Genomic DNA, 18,831 nt, shown 5'->3' on the forward strand with positions numbered 1-18,831 from the left:
AAAGTCCTTAGCGCGTGCCGCCGCTCTGTTTGAGGAAGTTGGCGAACAGCTCGTGGCCCTGCTCGGTGAGAATAGACTCGGGGTGAAACTGCACACCCTCGATGTTCAGCGTCTTGTGGCGCAGCCCCATGATCTCGTCGACGGAGCCGTCTTCCAGTTGGGTCCAGGCGGTCAGTTCGAGGCAGTCCGGCAACGTATCGTGCTTGACCACCAGGGAATGGTAACGGGTCACGGTCAGCGGATGGTTCAGACCGGCGAATACGCCCTTGTCCTGGTGAAATACCGGGCTAGTCTTACCGTGCATCACCTGCCGCGCGCGCACCACGTCGCCGCCAAAAGCCTGGCCAATCGACTGGTGGCCCAGGCAGACGCCCAGGATCGGCAACTTGCCGGCGAAATGCTTGATCGCTTCGATGGACACACCGGCTTCGGTCGGTGTGCAAGGACCGGGCGACACGACGATCCGCTCAGGGTTGAGCGCTTCGATTTCAGCCACGGTCAGTTCGTCGTTGCGCACCACCTTGACCTCGGCACCCAGCTCGCCAAGGTATTGCACAACGTTATAGGTAAAGGAGTCGTAGTTATCGATCATCAGCAACATGGGGATTACAACCTCTTGAATTCACTGACTTTTAATACAGCCTTCAGTGGATTGCCCGCTGGCAGGCCCGCCGGAGGTTGCAATCACTCAACCAGCACAAGCGGAGTCGAACAGGGGTAAAGAAGGCAAAACGGTACAGGTCCGGCCGGGCCGGCAGAGAAAAGTTAGGCGCGCCAACGCCAACGGGCGTGTGCCTTAACAACTCGCATCAAGAGTTTGCTGACGATCAACACGGGGAAGGTCTCATTCATACGTTCAGGCACAGTAACTTAGCTGAGCAGAGGGTGCAATATGGCGGGGCCCGCGCCCGGATAAACAAGCGATATGGCTTATCGCCATAGCTGAAACGCAAAAGTTTTTGGTACTGTCGTTTCGTTCTCTACAACAATAAATAAAACGGACTTGCTCATGATCAAAAAGACGTTGTTCGTACCACTCGCCGGCAGTCTTTTGTCCCTGGCCTGCGCTCAAGCGATCGCAGCCCCCTCCCCCTATTCCAGTTTTATCGTGTTCGGCGACAGCCTCAGCGATGCCGGGCAATTCGCCGATCCCGGCGGTCCTGCGGGCGCGACCCAGCGCTTTACCAACCGCACCGGCCCGGTCTACCTGGATGGTAGCGGGGAAGTCCGCTCCGCCAACTCGACGCAATTGCTGGGGGCCAAACTGGGCTTCTCGGACGACCAGCTCGCCGCGTCGACCTCGGCGACCCGCGCCAGCGAAGGCCTGCCTGATGGCAACAACTGGGCAGTCGGCGGTTATCGCACCGACCAGATTCTCGACTCGATTACCACCACTTCGACCGCCGGCAGCCGCAGCCGCCCTGGCTATCTGGTGGCCAACGATTTCCGCGCCGACCCGAATGCCCTCTATTACCTGTCGGGCGGCGGCAACGACTTCCTCCAGGGCCGCGTCACCAGCCTTGACCAGGCCAACGCCGCGGCCGGCCGTCTGGTCGACAGCGTGCAGACCCTGCAACAGGCCGGCGCCCGCTACATCATGGTCTGGCTGCTGCCGGACATTGGCCTGACCCCGGCAATCAACGGCAGCCCGTTGCAAGGGTTCACTTCCCAGCTCAGTGCCCAATTCAATACCGAACTGGTCCGACAGCTGCAGACGGTCGATGCCGAAGTCATTCCCCTCAACATTCCCGTGCTGTTGAAGGAAAGCTTCGCCAACCCGGCACAGTTCGGCCTGGCCACCGACCAGAACCTCACCGCCACCTGCTTCAGTGGCAATGGCTGCACGGAAAACGCCCGCTATGGCATTCACAGCGCTACGCCAGACCCGAGCAAGCTGATCTACAACGACTCGGTCCACCCCACTGAAGCGGGCCAGCGGCTGATCGCCGATTACGCTTACTCCTTGCTGGCGGCGCCCTGGGAAATAACCCTGCTCCCGGAAATGGCCCAGGGCACCCTGCGCGCGCACCAGGATGAGCTGCGCAACCAATGGCAGGCCGACTGGGAAAACTGGCAGGGCGTGGGTCAATGGCGGGCGATTGTCGCCGCGGGCGGCCAGCACCAGGACTTCGACAGCCAGCGCAGCGGCGCCAGTGCCGACGGCAACGGCTTCAACCTGAACATCGGCGGCAGCTACCGGCTCGACGAGGCCTGGCGAGTGGGTGTGCTGGCTGGCGCCTATCGGCAGAAGCTCGAGGCGGGCAACAACGACTCGGACTACAAGCTCAACACCTACCTGGGCACCGCCTTCGTCCAGTACCAGCAAAACCGCTGGTGGGCCGACGCGGCAGCCACCGCCGGGCACCTGGACTACGACAACCTCAAGCGCAAATTCGACCTGGGGCCCAATGAGCGCGGGGAAAAAGGCGACACCAGCGGCGATGTCCTGGCCTTCAGCGCTCGCCTGGGCTACGACATCGCGCAGCAGGCCAGCAGCCCGTGGCACCTGTCGCCGTTCATCAGCGCCGACTATGCACGGGTCAAGGTCGACGGCTACTCCGAGGACGGCAACGACTCCACGGCGCTGACCTTCGATGACCAGAAACGCACGTCGCGGCGCCTGGGCATCGGTCTGCAGGGCAAGTACCAGATCACCCGGCAAACCCAGGTGTTCGGCGAAATCGCCCACGAAAAGGAATACGAGGACGATACCCAGAAGCTGACCATGGCCCTCAACAGCCTGCCGGATAACCGCTACACCCTCGAAGGCTATACCCCGCAGACCAACCTCAACCGCCTGAACCTCGGAGTCAGCCACAAGCTCACCCAGGACCTGGCCTTGCGCGCCAGCTACAACATCCGCAAGGACGATGACTTCACCCAGCAAGGCATCAACGTCGGGGTCAGCCTCGACTTCTGAACCGCAGGCCATAAAAAACGCTGCCCCCGTGAGGAGGCAGCGTTTTTTATGGCTCTTTGTCCGACTCAGCTATCGGGCGTTTGCTCAGCCAAGGCCACCGCACGGAACATCGCGCGACGCTTGTTCAGGGTTTCTTCCCATTCCAGCGCAGGCACCGAGTCGGCGACGATACCGCCACCGGCCTGCACATGCAGCTCGCCGTCCTTGATCACCGCCGTACGAATGGCAATGGCGGTGTCCATGTTGCCGTTCCAGGCGAAATAACCCACCGCCCCGCCATACACACCACGCTTGACCGGCTCCAGCTCGTCGATGATTTCCATCGCGCGGATCTTCGGCGCGCCGGACAAGGTGCCCGCTGGCAGAATCGCCCGCAGCGCGTCCATCGCGGTCAGTCCGGCCTTCAATTGGCCAGTGACGTTGGAAACGATGTGCATCACGTTGGAATAACGCTCGATCACCATCTTCTCGGTGAGCTTCACCGAACCGATCTCGGAAACCCGCCCGGTGTCGTTGCGCCCCAGGTCGATCAGCATCAGGTGTTCGGCGATTTCCTTGTCGTCGGACAACAGGTCCTTCTCCAGCGCCAGATCCGCCTCTTCACTGGCGCCGCGTGGACGGGTGCCGGCGATCGGGCGAACGGTGATCAGGTTGTCTTCGACCCGCACCAGCACTTCCGGCGAACTGCCGACCACATGGAAGTCGCCGAAGTTGAAGAAGTACATGTAAGGCGTCGGATTGAAGCAACGCAGGGCGCGATACAGGTCGATCGGCGCCGCCTTGAAATCGATAGACATGCGCTGCGACGGCACCACCTGCATGCAGTCGCCCGCCAGGATGTACTCCTTGATGGTATCGACGGCACGCTCGTAGTCACCCTGGGTGAAGCTGGAGCGGAACACCGGGTCGGCCGCCTGCTGCTTGCTGAAGTCCAGACCAGGACGCGGGGTGATGGGCTGGCGCAGCTTCTCCAGCAACGCTTGCAGGCGTGCCTGGCCTTGCTCGAAGGCATCGTCCTGGGACGGGTCGGCGAGGACGATGGCGTGCATCTTGCCGGCGAGGTTATCGAACACCACCACGGCGTCGGAGACCATCAGCAGAATGTCCGGCACACCGATCGGATCCGGGTTCGGACATTTGCCCAGGCGCTTCTCCACATAACGCACACAGTCGTAACCGAAGTAGCCGACCAGGCCACCATTGAAGCGCGGCAGGCCCGCGATGGTCGGCACCTGGTAGCGCGCCTTGAACTCTTCGACGAACGCCAGCGGATCGGCCACGTCATGGCTTTCGGTCTCGACGCCATCGACGGTAATGCTGACGTGATGGTCATGCACCCGCAGTACGGTGCGGCAGGGCAAGCCGATGATCGAATAACGGCCCCACTTCTCGCCGCCCTGCACCGACTCCAGCAGGTAGGAGTTGGGCTGGTCGGCCAGTTTCAGGTAGATCGACAGCGGCGTGTCGAAGTCGGCCAGGGTTTCGCAGGCAAGCGGGATGCGGTTGTAGCCGGCAGCGGCCAAACGCAGGAATTCTTCGCGGATCATGAGGTGCCTCGTGGCTTGAGGTTCTGACAGTCAGGTATGCAAACGCGCCGGAAGACCGGCCAGGAACAAGTCAGGCGCGCCAACGCCAGCGGGCCAGGGCCTTGATGACTTTCATCCAGAGTTTGCGAGTGACCACCACGATGGCGTTTCCAGGAGGGGATTGAACAGCGTCGGGCAACGTTATCTCAGCGGCCGGATCCAGGCAACCGGGAATTAGCTGGCGTAGATCGTCGATCACCAGGGCCGGCATTTCCTCGGCAATCGGCCGTCCGTGGTTGTAGCCATAGCTCAATGCCACGCACTTCACACCCGCGGCTTTCGCCGCCTGCACGTCGCTGCGCGAGTCACCGACGAACAACGATTGCGAGGCCGGGATGCTGGCCATTTTCATGACGAAGAACAGCGCTGCCGGGTCGGGTTTCTTCTGCGGCAGGGTATCGCCACCGATGATCCAGCGGAAATAACGGCCGATCTTCATCTGATCCAGCAAGGGCGCGACGAAACGCTCCGGCTTGTTGGTGATCAGCGCCATTTCGACGCCCTGCTTGTGCAGCCATTTGAGGGTGTCGCGCACGCCAGGGTAGACCACGGTCAGTTCGTGGCCATCCTCATAGGCATTGTTGAACAACTCCAGCCCGCGCTCTGCCTCGACATCGTCGACGCCCTGCGCCGCGATGTCGTTGGCCAGGGCCCGGCGCACCAGCATCTGCACGCCGTTGCCGACCCACTCGCGCACCGCCTCGATACCGGCGGGCGGGCGCCCCAGTTTGAGCAGCATGTCGTCCACGGCCGCCGCGAGGTCGGGAACCGAATCGACCAGGGTGCCATCCAGGTCGAACATCACCAGCCGCGGCAGACGCCCCGGGAACAGCTGCTCGAAACCGCTCATGGACGGGCCAGCGCCAGTTCGGCGCGCATCTTCTCGATCACGTCCCGGTAGTTCGGCGCATTGAAGATCGCCGAGCCCGCGACGAAGGTATCGGCGCCCGCGGCAGCGATTTCACGGATGTTGTGCACATTCACCCCGCCGTCGATTTCCAGGCGGATATCGCGACCGGAAGCGTCGATCAGGGCACGGGCCTCACGCAGCTTGTCGAGGGTGCCCGGAATGAACTTCTGGCCGCCGAAACCCGGGTTGACGCTCATCAGCAGGACCATGTCGACCTTGTCCATGACGTACTTGAGCACGTCCAGCGGGGTGGCCGGGTTGAACACCAGGCCAGCCTTGCAGCCGCCTTCGCGGATCATCTGCAGGGAACGGTCGACGTGCAGCGTGGCTTCCGGGTGGAAGGTGATGTAAGTCGCACCGGCCTCGATGAAGTCGCCGATGATGCGATCCACCGGGCTCACCATCAGGTGGGCGTCGATCGGCGCGGTGATGCCGTACTTACGCAGGGCAGCGCAGACCATCGGGCCAATGGTCAGGTTGGGTACGTAATGATTGTCCATGACATCGAAGTGCACGATATCGGCGCCAGCGGCGAGAACATTGTCCACTTCCTCGCCCAGGCGGGCGAAATCGGCGGAGAGGATCGACGGAGCAATTGCGAAGGGCTGCATGACGCACCTTTTTGAGCAGAATCACGGTGGCGCGCATTGTATACCTCATGCTTTGGCGCGCGCACCGTGACCGCGATGATCAGTAAGCCGCGCGATAGATCTTCTCTATATCGCCCGGGCTCAGTTTGCGCGGGTTGTTACGCATCAGGCGCTCGATCCCCGCGGCCTCCACCGCCATGGACGGAATGGCCTCCTCCGGCACCCCGAAGCTGCGCAGCCCCGAGGGAATCTCCACCGCAGCGCAGAGCTGGGTCATGGCCTCGACCGCCTTGTCGGCTGCCTCGGCCGCGCTCAGATGAGCGGTCTTCACCCCCATGGCCTCGGCGATATCCTGCATGCGCTCGACACAGGCCATCTTGTTCCAGGTCATGACGTACGGCAGCAGCAAGGCATTGCTGACGCCATGGGCGATGTTGAAGCGCCCGCCCAGTGGATAAGCCAGCGCATGCACCGCGCCGACCCCGGCGTTGCCGAAGGCCATGCCGGCCATCAGGCTGGCAGTGGCCATGTCTTCGCGGGCCTGCAGGTGGGCAGGATTGGCGTACGCCTTGGGCAGCGCCTGGGCGATCAGCTTGATGGCGCCAAGGGCCAGGGAGTCGGTGATGGGCGAGGCGTTGAGCGACAGATACGACTCGATGGCATGCACCAGGGCATCGACACCGCTGGCGGCAGTCACACTGCGCGGGCAGGTCAGGGTCATCTGCGGGCTGACCAGCGCCACATCCGGCAACAGGTAATCGCTGACAATGCCCTTTTTCAGCTGCGCGACCTTGTCCGAGAGAATCGCCACATTGGTGACTTCGGAGCCAGTGCCCGCCGTGGTGGGAATGGCAATCAGCGGCGGCCCCTTGCGCGGCACCTGGTCGATCCCGAACAGGTCTTCCAGCGCCCCGTGATAACCGGCGTAGGCCGCGACGCTTTTGGCGATATCGATGGCGCTGCCGCCGCCCAGGCCGATCAGCCCGTCGTGCCCGCCCTCGCGGTAAACCTGCATGCAATCTTCGACGATGGCGATTTCCGGGTCGGGCAGCACCCGGTCGAAAATCTCGTAATCCCGCCCCCCCAGTTGCGCCAGCGCCAGCTCCACGGTACCGGACTTGACCAGCGCGGCATCAGTGACGATCAGCGGGTTATCGATATCCAGGCGGCTCAGTTCGGTGGACAGTTGCTCGATCGCGGCGGAGCCGGTGAGCAGTTTGTGGGCGATTTTGAAAGAGGAAAGACTCATGTGCGCGGCCTCTTATATAAGGGAGAAGCTGGCACAAGAGTAGCTGGGGATTTGGGGTTGTCTGCCATTCAGCCAATGAATGGCGTAATGGATCGCTCCCACGGCCGGTACGGGAGCGATCTGTCAGAGGCAATCAGACCGGAGCGGTACGCAGCTTTTCGCTGCGGCCACGCAGCCACTCCAGGGTCAGCAGCAGGATCACCGAGAAGGCGATCAGCAGTGTCGCCGCAGCGGCGATGGTCGGGCTGAGGTTTTCGCGGATACCGCTGAACATCTGCCGGGGCAAGGTGGCTTGCTCGGGGCCGGCGAGGAACAGCGTGACCACCACTTCATCGAACGAGGTGGCAAAGGCGAACAGCGCGCCGCTGATCACCCCCGGCGCGATCAACGGCAGGGTCACCCGGCGGAACGCCGTCAGCGGCGAAGCGCCAAGGCTGGCCGCGGCCCGCACCAGGTTCTGGTTGAAGCCCTGCAAGGTGGCCGAGACCGTGATGATCACGAACGGCACGCCCAGCACGGCGTGGACAATGATCAGCGAGAAGAAGCTGTTGCCCATGCCCAGGGGCGCGAAGAACAGGTAGCTGGCCACGCCGATGATCACCACCGGCACCACCATCGGCGAAATCACCAGCGCCATCACCAGCGCCTTGCCGGGGAAGTCGCCGCGGGTCAGGCCGATCGCCGCCAGCGTGCCGAAGACCATCGCCAGCACCGTGGCCGCCGGGGCGACGATGATGCTGTTCTTCAGAGCGCGCATCCATTCCGCCGAGCCGAAGAAGTCGTGATACCACTGCAGCGAGAAGCCTTGCAGCGGGTACACCAGGAAGCTGCCCGAGTTGAACGACAGCGGAATGATCACCAGCACCGGCAGGATCAGGAACAACAGGATCACGCCGCAGAGAATCCGCAAGCTGTAGAACCAGACCCGCTCGACGGGCGACATGTAAGGGCTCAGCATTTCGATTCTCTCCTTAGCTCAGGCGCAGGCGACTGGCGCCCACCAGCCAGCTGTAAATCAGATACAGCACGATGGTCGCCAACAGCAGAAGGCCGCCCAGCGCGGTCGCCATGCCCCAGTTGATGCTGGTGTTGGTGTAGAAGGCGACGAAGTAGCTGACCATCTGGTCGTTCGGGCTGCCCAGCAACGCCGGGGTGATGTAGTAGCCGATGGCGAGGATGAACACCAGCAGGCAACCGGCGCCGACGCCGGCATAGGTCTGCGGGAAATACACCCGCCAAAAGCTGGCGAACGGGTGGCAGCCGAGGGAAATCGCCGCGCGCATATAAGTTGGTGAGATGCCTTTCATCACGCTGTAGATCGGCAGGATCATGAACGGCAGCAGGATGTGCACCATGGAGATGTAGACCCCAGTGCGGTTGAACACCAGCTCCAGCGGCTTGTCGATCACGCCCATGGCCATCAGCGCGCTGTTGATCAGGCCGCCCGATTGCAGCAGCACGATCCACGCCGCCACGCGCACCAGGATCGAAGTCCAGAACGGCAGCAGCACCAGAATCATCAGCAGGTTGCTCTGGCGCGCCGGCAGGTTGGCCAGCAGGTAAGCCAGGGGATAGGCCAGCACCAGGCAGATACCGGTAATCACCAGGCCCATCCAGAAAGTCCGGGCGAAGATATCCAGGTAGATGGCCTGGTCAGGGGTCGCCGGGGCGATCTCCCCCAGGTCGTCGATCCGATGGTCGACGGCGGCCAACAGGTAGAACGGCGTCAGGTTGCTGGTGTTGCGGCGTACCGCCTGCCAGTAGGCCGGGTCGCCCCAACGCTCGTCGATGGCTTCCAGTGCTTCTTTATAGGAAGCCGGTTCCTCCTTGAACGGCAGGGCCCGGGCGGTTTTGGTCAGCAGGCTGCGATAGCCGGCCAACTCCATGTTCAGTCGCTTGGACAGATCGCCCAAGGTTTGCTGCTTGCGCGCTTCGGCCAGGTCTTCGCTCAGCGCCTTGTACACCGGCTCGCCCGGCAGGCCGCGTCCGTCCCAACCGGCCACGGCGACCACAGTGCGCGGCATGCCTTCGACCACTTCCGGGTTACCGACGCTCTTGTACAGCAGCGCGGCGATAGGCACGAGAAACACCAGCAGCAGGAACAGCACCAGCGGCGCAATCAACGCTTGCGCTTTCCAGCGGTTGACCCGCTCGGCACGCGCCAGGCGCTGCTTGAGGCTGGGGCTGGTGACCTCGTTCAGGGGAACGCTAATGGCCATGACGAACTCCGCAAATCTTTAAACGGTAACGGCGTCACCCGCGGGTGACGCCGCCCATGCATGACGCCTTACTTGGCCGCCCACGAGTTGAAACGCTGTTCCAGTTGCTCACCGTTGTCAGCCCAGAAGCTGACGTCGATCTGCACCTGGTTGGCGATGTTTTCCGGGGTGGTCGGCATGTCTTTCAGGATGTCCTTGGCCAGCAGCGGAACCGCCTGGGTATTGGCCGGACCGTAGGCGATGTTTTCCGAGTAGGTCTTCTGCTGCTGCGGCTGTACCGAGAAGGCGATGAATTTCTTCGCCGCTTCGGCGCGGGTCTTGTCCAGGCCTTTCGGAATGGCCCAGGCGTCGAAGTCGTAGATACCGCCGTTCCACACGACTTTCAGGTTGCTTTCCTTCTGTACCGCGGCGATCCGGCCGTTGTAGGCCGAACTCATGACCACGTCACCGGAAGCCAGGTACTGCGGCGGCTGGGCGCCGGCTTCCCACCACTGGATGCTCGGCTTGAGTTCATCGAGCTTCTTGAAGGCACGATCCTGGCCGTCCTTGCCGGCCAGCACCTTGTACACATCCTTGGGCGCGACGCCGTCGGCCATCAGGGCGAATTCCAGGGTGTACTTGGCGCCCTTGCGCAGGCCGCGCTTGCCCGGGAATTTCTTGGTGTCCCAGAAATCCGCCCAGCTGGTCGGCGCGGTCTTCAGCTTGTCGGCGTTATAGGCCAGGACGGTCGACCAGACGAAGAAACCCACGCCACAAGGCTGGATTGCGCCCTTGACGTAATCCTCGGGCTTGCCGAACAGCTCGGGGTCGAGCTGCTCGAACATGTCTTCGTCGCAACCGCGGGACAGCTCCGGCGATTCGACTTCCACCAGGTCCCAGGACACGCTCTTGGTGTCGACCATGGCTTTGACCTTGGCCATCTCGCCGTTGTATTCGCCAGCGACGATCTTGCCGTTGCCCGCGGCTTCCCACGGGGCATAGAAGGCCTTGACCTGGGCCGCCTTGTTCGCCCCGCCAAAGGACACCACGGTCAGGTCCGGGCCCGCCGCCATCGCGTGCGATGCGCCCATCAGGCCCAATGTCAAAGCGGTGAATTTCAGGGATCTCAACATTTATTGTTCTCTCCACGTGCAGGGTTGGTGAAGCAAGGGGGCGATCAATGCGCCTCTAGAAGTGGGTCGAGCGCGCGAACGTGCTCGACCTGCCAGCCAAGCGGAACCACATCGCCCACCGCCAGCTCCGGATCGAGCTCGGCAATCGGCTGTTTCACGAAGAAGTCGGTCTTGCCACAGACTTCCAGGCGAACCCGGACGTGGTCGCCCAGATAGATGAATTCCGCCACCCTTCCTGAGAAGCGGTTGACACAGCTTTCGCTGGAGCCGTTGAGGCTCACGCGCTCCGGACGAATCGACAGGGTCACCGGCTCGCCGGTCTTGCCGACGTTGACCGCCAGCGCCTCGACCTTCTCGCCGCGCCCCAGCTCGACCACGCAGCGGTCACCGCTGTGGCTGTGCAGGCGGCCGTTGAGGCGGTTGTTCTCGCCGATGAAGTTGGCGACGAAGGTGTTCTTCGGCTCTTCGTAAAGGGTCCGAGGCGGGGCGATCTGCTGGATCTCGCCCTGGTGGAACACCGCGACCCGGTCGGACATGGTCAGGGCTTCGCCCTGGTCGTGGGTCACGTAGACCACGGTCACGCCGAGGCGCTGGTGCAGGTGCTTGATTTCCATCTGCATGTGTTCGCGCAGCTGTTTGTCCAGCGCGCCGAGGGGTTCGTCCATCAGCACCAGCTGCGGCTCGAACACCAGCGCCCGGGCCAGGGCCACCCGCTGCTGCTGGCCACCGGACAGTTGCGCCGGATAACGCTGGGCGAAGGACTCGAGCTGGACCATGCTCAGCACGCGTTTGACCCGCTCGCTGATATCGGTCTTGCTCAGGCCGCGCACCGACAGCGGGAACGCCAGGTTCTCGGCCACGGTCATGTGCGGGAACAACGCATAGTTCTGGAACACCATGCCGATATCGCGCTTGTGCGGCGGCACGTTGTTGATCGCCCGCCCGGCCAGCTGGATCTCCCCGGCGGTCGGGGTCTCGAAGCCGGCCAGCATCATCAGGCTGGTGGTCTTGCCGGAGCCGGATGGCCCGAGCAGGGTAAGGAACTCGCCTTTGCGAATTTCCAGGTTGAGGTCTTTGACGATCAGGTTTTCGCCGTCGTAGCTCTTTTGCACACCACGGAAACTGACCAGTACATCACTCGTCCCAGCGCTTGAATCGACCTCGCTCATACCCACACCTTTTGTTTTTTGACGGCTGTGGACTAAGCCTAGTGGAGGCCACAAGCCGCGCAAATCGGGGGGTATGAGAGATTGGCCTCAGCCGGATGGAAGGTTCCTTGTAGGAATCCCCCTACAAGGATGGCGCGATTGGACAAGTCCCGGCACAAGCCCGGCGAGGATCATGGCCATAAGCCGGTTTTCGTGTCGCAAATGGGTACGTGTAGCCGCTGCCGCAGACTGCGGCTACAGATCCATTCAGAGCAGCTTGTGCTCCATCGCGTACTTCACCAGCTCGGCCAGGGAGGTGATGTTGAGCTTCTGCATCAGCCGCGCCTTGTGGGTACTGATGGTCTTGCTGCTCAAGGCCAGCTGTTGGGCGATATCGTTGACGTTGGCACCCTGGGCCAGCCGTTCGAACACGGAAAACTCGCGCTCCGACAGCAGGGAATGCAGGGGCCGGGTGTCCGTCAGGCCGACTTCGAAGACCATCCGGTCGGCCAGCTCCGGGTCGATATAACGCCCGCCCGCCGCCACCTTGCGGATCGCCGTCAACAGCAGCGCCGGGTCGCTGTCCTTGGTGGCATAACCGGCCGCTCCCACCTTCAGCGCCCGGGCCGCCATCTGCGCTTCGTCGTGCATCGACAGCACCAGGATCGCCGGCGGATTGTTCAGCGCGCGGATCCGCGGGATCGCCTCCAGGCCGTTGACGCCAGGCATGGAAATATCCAACAGCACCACCTCGCAAGGCACATGGCGCAGGGTTTCCAATAGCTGCTCGCCATTGCTCGCCTCCCCCACCACCGTCAGGTCCTTGGCCAGGCCGATCAACTGCTTGATGCCTTCGCGAACGATGGTGTGGTCTTCGGCTACCAGTACACGGATCACAGCTCGTACCTCTTCTTATTGGTAATGATCTCTGCAGCAGTGAATCTGCTCGCGCCTACAGGTCCAGCGGCACAGTCACGCTCAGGGTGGTGCCCTCGCCCAGCTGACTGTCCAGGATCAGGCTACCGCCCATGATCAGCACCCGCTCGCGCATGCCCACCAGGCCGAAGGACGTCGGCCGCCCGGTCTCGACCACGAAACCCTGGCCGTCGTCGCTGATGGTCATGCACAGCTGGTCATGTTCGAGGCTCAGGGTCAGTTCGACAGTATGCGCCTGTGCATGGCGCATCACGTTGGTCAGCGCCTCCTGGAGGATGCGGAACAGACCGATGGCCTTGGCGTCGCTGAGCAGCGGCAGATTGTCGGGTACCTGCACCAGGCAAGGAATCTGCGTACGCGCCTCGAAACGCCGCGCCTGCCACTCGATGGCCGACGCGATCCCGGCATCGAGAATCGGCGGGCGCAAGGCCGTGGCCACATCCCGCACCAGCTGGAACAGCTGGGCGATCAGGCGCTTCATGCTGTTCAGGCGTTCGTGCAGCCCCGGGTCGAGCTGCGCGTAGGCCAGCTCGCACATCGAGGTCTCCAGCTTGAGCACGGTGAGCATCTGCCCCAACTCGTCGTGCACTTCCCGGGCGATGCGGGCCTTTTCCTCTTCGCGCACGCTTTCCAGGTGCGCCGACAGCTCGCGCAGTTGTTCGCGCGAACTGGCCAGCTCCAGTTCGATGCGCTTGCTTTCACTGATGTCCCAGACGATGCCGTCCCAGACATAGGTGCCGTCCTCAAGCTGGCGAGTGATGGCCTTGATTTCCGCCCAGCGCTGTTCGCCCTGCCGGGTCAGGATCCGCCCCTGCCAGGACCAGTCGCTGTCGGTGTCCAGGGCATGGTCCTGGGTCTGGTGATAACTGGCCCGGTCCTCAGGATGCACCAGGCTGCGCAGCCCTATGTCGCGGTGGCTGAGGGTCGCCGGGGAATAACCCACCAGGCTCTCGCTGCCTTCGCTGATGTAGGCGAAATCGATCTGCCCGGTCACCGGCGCCCGTTCCAGGCGGAACACCAGCCCCGGTACGTTGGCGGCGATCCCCTGCAACCGCGCTTCGCTTTCCTGCAGGGCGGCCAGGGCGCGACGACGCTCGGTGACGTCTGTGAGATAAACCACCAGGTACTCACCATCGCGAAAACGCAGAAAGCTCAGCGACACATCGGCCGGCAAGATGCTGCCATCGGCGCGGACACACTGGGTCTCGAAGCTGGGCGGCGCGTCCTCGCTGGCCCGGGCGCGCTTCCACAGGCCAAGCCAACGGTCCATGTGCAGGTTGGGTTCGAAGTCGCTCAACGGCCGGTCGACCACCGCCCCCGGCGCATAGCCCAGCATGCTTTCGGCCGCGCGGTTGGCGTAGCGCACATGGCTGTCCCAGTTGACCCACAGAATGCCCACCGTACTCTGGTCGATGGAAAACTGGGTCAGGCGCAAGGCTTCTTCACTGGCCTCGCGCCGGGCCAGGTCCTCGCGGGTGGTCAACAGCCGCTGTTCGAGCGTCTGTTGCTGGCGGCGCTGCCAGATAACGATGGCCATGCTCGCCAACAGCAGCACGGCCAGCAGCAGGCTGAGGTTCTGCCAGAAACCGCGGGACTCGCTCAGCCGCGGATATTTGGGCTGCAGCCAGCGATTGTGCAACTGCTCCAGGTCCTTGGCGGCGATACCGTGCAAGGCGCGCTGCACGATGTCCGCCAGCTCGGGCCAATCGCGCCGGGTCGCCACCCGCAACAGTTGCGGCAGGCCGATATCGCCCACCACCGCCAGGCCGGCGAACTCCGGCTCCGCCGACAAACGACTGAGCTGCGCTTCATCGATCACCGCATAACGCGCCTGCTGGCTGAGCAGCAATTGCAGGGCCTGGCGCTCCAGGGGCACACCCTGCAGATTGAGGTTGGAATAGGTCGCCCGCAGGTAGTCTGCCACCGCACTGGGCATGCGCACCGCCACGCGGGTCTGGCTGTCGAGCTTTTCCAGCTCCACCGCGCCGGCGCCCTTCTGCTCGCCGACCACCAGTTGCGGCACGCGCATATAGGGGTCGGAAAACTGCCAGAGCCGCAGGCCGGCCGGGGTCTGGCTCAGGCCCGGGGCTATATCCACTTCACCGGCACGCACTGCCGCCTCCAGTTGCGCCTGATCGGCAAAGTTGCGCCAGCTCAGCTCGACCTTCATCGCCTGGGCCAGCCACTGCATCAGTTCGATATTGGCGCCGGACAAGCGTTGCAGCCGTCGGTCGTACTGGGCATAGGGAGCCTGGAGCACCACGCCGACCCGCAATTCCCGGTGCTGCTCCAGCCACTGCTGTTGTGCGGGGCTCCACTGCGCCTGGGCGATATGTGGTGCAGGCACCGCCCGGGCCATCAAGGGAAGGCATATACAGCCGATAACCAACAGGCAGCGAAAACGCATCATCTGAAGTCTCACACACTGACAAATACTGACCAACCCATTAGGCTGCCGGGATTACTTCTGGCCTGGAATAACCGATGTCCCTTGTCCACCGCACGGCACTGCCCGCATTGTGCCTGTCGCTGATCCTGCCTTGTGCCTTTTCGGTCGAGGCCGCCGATCCGCAAGCCGCCCCGGCAGAACAGCCTGCCGCGGAAAAACCGGCCGAACGCCAGCCGCTCCTTGAGCGTAGCCAGGAAGATGCAGCGGCCCTCGAACGGGTCCTGCCATCCAGCGAACAACAGTCACTGCAAGCCGGCAGCGAGAGCTTTCTGGCCCTGTGGAAACCCGCCAACACCAGCGACCCCAAAGGCGCGGTGATTATCATCCCGGGCGCTGGCGAAACCGCTGACTGGCCTCAGGCAATCGGCCCTTTGCGCAACAGATTGCCGGATGCCGACTGGAGCAGCCTGAGCCTGACCTTGCCCGACCTGCAGAGCGATGCGGCGCAACCGCGCATCGTCGAGGCCGAACCTGCGCCCGCGATCGCCGACACTAGCAGCAAAGATGCCGCCACGGCAGCGCCCAAACCGATCGAACAGGCCGCCGGTGGCGAAGCCGAGATCGCCGATCGCACGGTGGTGGAGAGTAGCGAAGAACAGGCCAAGGCCGACGCCGAGCGGATTTTTGCCCGTATCGACGCCGCGGTGACCTACGCCCAGCAGCAGAACGCCCGCAGCATTGTGTTGCTGGGCCATGGCAGCGGCGCCTACTGGGCCACGCGCTACCTGAGCGAAAAACAGCCGCCGGAGATTCAAAAACTGGTGCTGGTGGCTGCCCAGACCCCGTCCATCGGCAAACCCGGACTGACGGAACTGACGCCGACCCTGAAGCTGGCGACCGCCGATTTTTTCTACAAGGACAACGCGCAGGCTCGCAAGAGCGCCCTGGAACGCCTGCAGGCGAGCAAGCGCCTGAAGAACGCCAACTTCACCCAGGTCTCGCTCAACGCCCTGCCGGGCAACAGCACGGCTGAAAACGAGCAGCTGTTCAGACGCGTACGCGGCTGGCTGAGCCCGCAACCCGCGCAAGACTGAATCCCGCCGCGCCCGGTCCCGCTCCTGTTTTGGGCAAGGTGCGGGACCGGGCGTGGGGCAGTTCCCTCTAGCGAATCTCTCTAACGAGCCTCTCTAACGAAAGTCCCGACGCTCGCGGATCAGTGCGTAAGCGCTGTGCAGTTCGCGGGTTTTCTCCGTGGCTTCACGCACCTGCAAGGGGCTTGCGCCGCTGCCGGCAATCTTGTCCGGGTGATGGCGACTGAGCAGGCGCCGGTAGGCGCGCTTGATCTGCGACGGCTCGCTGGTCGCCGAGACACCGAGCAGGCGCAACGCGTCCTGATAGGTGCCACTGCTGTTGGCCAACGGCTTTTTGCTCGGCTCATAGTCCGCCGCCAACGCCTGCACCTGCTGCACAGTCCAGCCCAGCCACTTGCCCCAAAGCTGGATCAGCTCGCGCTCGGAGGGGCTGGCCCGGCCATCGGCCCAGACCATCCGCCAGCAAGCGCGCAACACACCCTCGGCAGCATGAGGCTGCGTCGCCAGGCGTCGCAGGTAGCCCCGTAGCCGATCGTTACCCGACTTGCCCCGATTGAACGCGGCAATGGCGCGGCGCTGTGCAGCTTCGCTCATGTCCAGCGAACGCATTTCCAGACGCGCCTGCTGGATATGCCCATCGACCACCCGGCCATCGCTTTTCGCCAGCCGCCCCAAGAGCACGAACAGCAGTTCATCGTTGCGCAGCGCCGGTCGACCGCCCAGACGCTCACGCACCTGGGCCCAGCTATGCAATTGCAAACGCCGGTCCAGCGCCTGTCCCAGCAACGCTCCCAGCATGGCCCCCGGGATACTGGCTATGGCAAAGCCAGCCCCGGCTCCGATCAGAGTCCCTGGCCACAACATATCAACGACTCGCTTCTAACAAGGTTTCGACTTCCGCCAGACGCTCATGGGTGCCGACATCGACCCAGTGTCCCTGCAAACGCTCGCCACTGACCTGTCCATCGGCCATGGCCTTGCGCAACAGGGGCGCCAGCTTGAACGCGCCCGGTGTGCAGCCTTGGAACAGGTCCGGGTGCAACACCGCGATGCCGCTGTAGGTCAGGGTCTGCGCGCCCGGCTCGACGTCCCGCACCCGGGCATCGCTGAGGATGAAATCCCCGGCGGTATGGTGAGCCGGGTTATCCACCAGCACCAGGTGCGCCAACGCATCCAGCGGACGGTTCAACGAGCGGAAATCGTAATCGGTCCAGACATCGCCATTGACCACCACAAAGGGCTCGTCGCCCAGCAAGGGCAAGGCGCGGAAAATACCGCCGCCGGTTTCCAGCGGCTCGCCCTCCGGCGAATAGCGGATACTCAGGCCAAAGCGCGAGCCATCGCCCAGATGATCTTCGATCTGCTGTCCCAGCCAGGCATGGTTGATGACGATTTCGGTAAAGCCCGCCCGGGCCAGTGCTCGCAGGTGGTACTCGATCAGCGGCACACCAGCGGCGCGGATCAATGGCTTGGGCGTGGTCAGGGTCAAGGGGCGCATCCGTTCGCCCTTGCCCGCGGCCAGAATCATTGCCTTCATACACAGGCTCCGACCGGTTGACGCAGGCTGGCCAACAGTTCACCCAACTCCGCCAGCTCCGGCCGACGAGCCAGGACGGCCTCTATATAAGCGAAGAAACGCGGCACGTCGCCCAGGTAACGGGGCTTGCCGTCGCGGTGGCAGATCCGGGCGAAAATCCCGATCACCTTGAGATGGCGTTGCACGCCCATCAGGTCGCTGGCGCGCAGGAAATCCTCGAAATCGGGTTGTACCGCGATACCAAGCCGGGACGCTTGCTGCCAGTAGTCCTCCAGCCAGCCGCGCACCCGCGCTTCGGGCCAGCTGAGAAAAGCATCCTTGAACAGGCAGGTGACGTCATAGGTCACCGGGCCATAGACCGCGTCCTGGAAATCCAGCACGCCCGGATTGGGTTCGCTGAGCATCAGGTTGCGCGGCATATAGTCACGATGCACCAGCACCTTGGGCTGGGCCAGGGCACTTTCGATCAGCAGCTCGCTGACCCGCTGCCATTGGCCGCGCTGGCGCTCATTCAGCTCGACGCCCAGCTCGCGCCCCACGTACCACTCAGGGAACAGTTCCAGTTCACGGCGCAGCAAAGCGACGTCATAACTGGGCAACGGCGCATCCATCGGCAACTGCTGGAAAGCCAGCAAGGTTTGCAGCGCATCCTTGAACAGGGTGTCGGCATTTTCGCCGTCGATCACGTCCAGATAGGTTTTGTTGCCTAGGTCATTGAGCAAAAGAAAGCCGCGCGGCAAATCTTCTGCATAAATTTTCGGCACATTGGTTGCGGATTTTGCCAACAGATGGGCGATATCCACGAAGGGTTTGCAGTTTTCCTGCGGCGGCGGAGCATCCATCACAACAAAGCTGCGGCCTTCGCCTTCCCAGCGGAAATACCGCCGGAAACTCGCGTCGCTGCTGGCCGCGGTCAATGTGGCCAGGGGCACGGGGCCCCATCCGTTGGAGGCATAAACAATCGACAACTGCTCATCGAGCCAAACTTTCAGGTGTTGCAAGCGTACATCTTGGTCAGGCATTGCAAGGGTCTCCGACGGCGCTAGCCGTCAAGCGGGTCATGCTTTATTATCCAGCATCTTTTTCAGACCATCGAGAGGCGTGCGGCCCACACCGCGGGCAGATGGCACGCAGGAAGCCCGGA

Annotated in this window: 16 protein-coding genes; 2 read left to right on the plus strand and 14 right to left on the minus strand. The window is 63.1% G+C overall.

Going from position 1 to position 18,831, the window contains the following annotated elements; genetic code table 11:
• Window positions 1–7 precede the first annotated feature (7 nt).
• Window positions 8–601, minus strand: a complete 594-nt coding sequence (locus tag J4E58_RS12850; RefSeq protein WP_007930170.1) for an aminodeoxychorismate/anthranilate synthase component II — start codon at window positions 599–601, stop codon at window positions 8–10.
• A gap of 408 nt (window positions 602–1,009) precedes the next feature.
• Here J4E58_RS12850 and estP point away from each other — a divergent pair, with 408 nt between their 5' ends.
• On the plus strand, window positions 1,010–2,920 hold the full coding sequence (estP, locus tag J4E58_RS12855; protein WP_087089356.1) for an esterase EstP: 1,911 nt from the start codon (window positions 1,010–1,012) through the stop codon (window positions 2,918–2,920).
• Between the two features lie 65 nt (window positions 2,921–2,985).
• Here the strand turns inward: estP and trpE are convergent, their stop codons facing one another.
• The 10 genes from trpE to J4E58_RS12905 form a co-directional block, all read right to left on the minus strand.
• Window positions 2,986–4,467, minus strand: coding sequence for an anthranilate synthase component I (trpE, locus tag J4E58_RS12860; protein WP_087089358.1), 1,482 nt, complete (start codon window positions 4,465–4,467; stop codon window positions 2,986–2,988).
• A 70-nt stretch (window positions 4,468–4,537) separates the two neighbouring features.
• Window positions 4,538–5,356, minus strand: coding sequence for a phosphoglycolate phosphatase (locus J4E58_RS12865; RefSeq protein ID WP_007926157.1), 819 nt, complete (start codon window positions 5,354–5,356; stop codon window positions 4,538–4,540).
• The gene (rpe, locus tag J4E58_RS12870; protein ID WP_007926156.1) at window positions 5,353–6,027 is read right to left on the minus strand and encodes a ribulose-phosphate 3-epimerase; all 675 of its coding nucleotides are present in this window, start codon (window positions 6,025–6,027) and stop codon (window positions 5,353–5,355) included. The genes J4E58_RS12865 and rpe overlap by 4 nt, the downstream gene beginning before the upstream one ends.
• Before the next feature lie 79 nt (window positions 6,028–6,106).
• Entirely contained in the window at window positions 6,107–7,255 is a 1,149-nt protein-coding gene (locus J4E58_RS12875) for an iron-containing alcohol dehydrogenase (protein ID WP_007926155.1), read from the minus strand.
• Window positions 7,256–7,388: 133 nt separating this feature from the next.
• Window positions 7,389–8,213, minus strand: coding sequence for an ABC transporter permease (locus J4E58_RS12880; protein WP_007926154.1), 825 nt, complete (start codon window positions 8,211–8,213; stop codon window positions 7,389–7,391).
• Between the two features lie 13 nt (window positions 8,214–8,226).
• Entirely contained in the window at window positions 8,227–9,474 is a 1,248-nt protein-coding gene (locus J4E58_RS12885) for an ABC transporter permease (protein WP_087089360.1), read from the minus strand.
• Between the two features lie 68 nt (window positions 9,475–9,542).
• Entirely contained in the window at window positions 9,543–10,586 is a 1,044-nt protein-coding gene (locus J4E58_RS12890; protein WP_009045873.1) for an ABC transporter substrate-binding protein, read from the minus strand.
• Window positions 10,587–10,630: 44 nt separating this feature from the next.
• Window positions 10,631–11,755, minus strand: coding sequence for an ABC transporter ATP-binding protein (locus J4E58_RS12895; RefSeq protein WP_087089362.1), 1,125 nt, complete (start codon window positions 11,753–11,755; stop codon window positions 10,631–10,633).
• Window positions 11,756–12,001: 246 nt separating this feature from the next.
• Entirely contained in the window at window positions 12,002–12,631 is a 630-nt protein-coding gene (locus J4E58_RS12900; protein WP_007926150.1) for a response regulator transcription factor, read from the minus strand.
• Window positions 12,632–12,686: 55 nt separating this feature from the next.
• Window positions 12,687–15,080, minus strand: a complete 2,394-nt coding sequence (locus J4E58_RS12905) for a PAS domain S-box protein (protein ID WP_087089363.1) — start codon at window positions 15,078–15,080, stop codon at window positions 12,687–12,689.
• Between the two features lie 74 nt (window positions 15,081–15,154).
• Between J4E58_RS12905 and J4E58_RS12910 the strand changes: the two genes are divergently transcribed.
• Window positions 15,155–16,153 (plus strand): alpha/beta hydrolase family protein, encoded by a 999-nt coding sequence (locus J4E58_RS12910; protein WP_087089365.1) that lies wholly within the window; start codon window positions 15,155–15,157, stop codon window positions 16,151–16,153.
• Between the two features lie 93 nt (window positions 16,154–16,246).
• Here J4E58_RS12910 and J4E58_RS12915 read toward each other — a convergent pair whose 3' ends face one another.
• The 3 genes from J4E58_RS12915 to J4E58_RS12925 are packed head-to-tail and all read right to left on the minus strand — an operon-like array spanning window position 16,247 to window position 18,709.
• A complete protein-coding gene (locus tag J4E58_RS12915) occupies window positions 16,247–17,014 on the minus strand; it encodes a TerB family tellurite resistance protein (protein ID WP_053262871.1) in 768 nt (255 codons plus the stop codon).
• Window position 17,015: 1 nt separating this feature from the next.
• Window positions 17,016–17,687, minus strand: a complete 672-nt coding sequence (murU, locus tag J4E58_RS12920; protein ID WP_087089367.1) for an N-acetylmuramate alpha-1-phosphate uridylyltransferase MurU — start codon at window positions 17,685–17,687, stop codon at window positions 17,016–17,018.
• Window positions 17,684–18,709 (minus strand): aminoglycoside phosphotransferase family protein, encoded by a 1,026-nt coding sequence (locus J4E58_RS12925; protein ID WP_087089369.1) that lies wholly within the window; start codon window positions 18,707–18,709, stop codon window positions 17,684–17,686. The genes murU and J4E58_RS12925 overlap by 4 nt, the downstream gene beginning before the upstream one ends.
• Between the last annotated feature and the right edge of the window lie 122 nt (window positions 18,710–18,831).

Source organism: Pseudomonas sp. FW305-25 (assembly GCF_017351415.1).
In the GTDB taxonomy this organism is placed as follows: Bacteria; Pseudomonadota; Gammaproteobacteria; order Pseudomonadales; family Pseudomonadaceae; genus Aquipseudomonas; species Aquipseudomonas chlororaphis.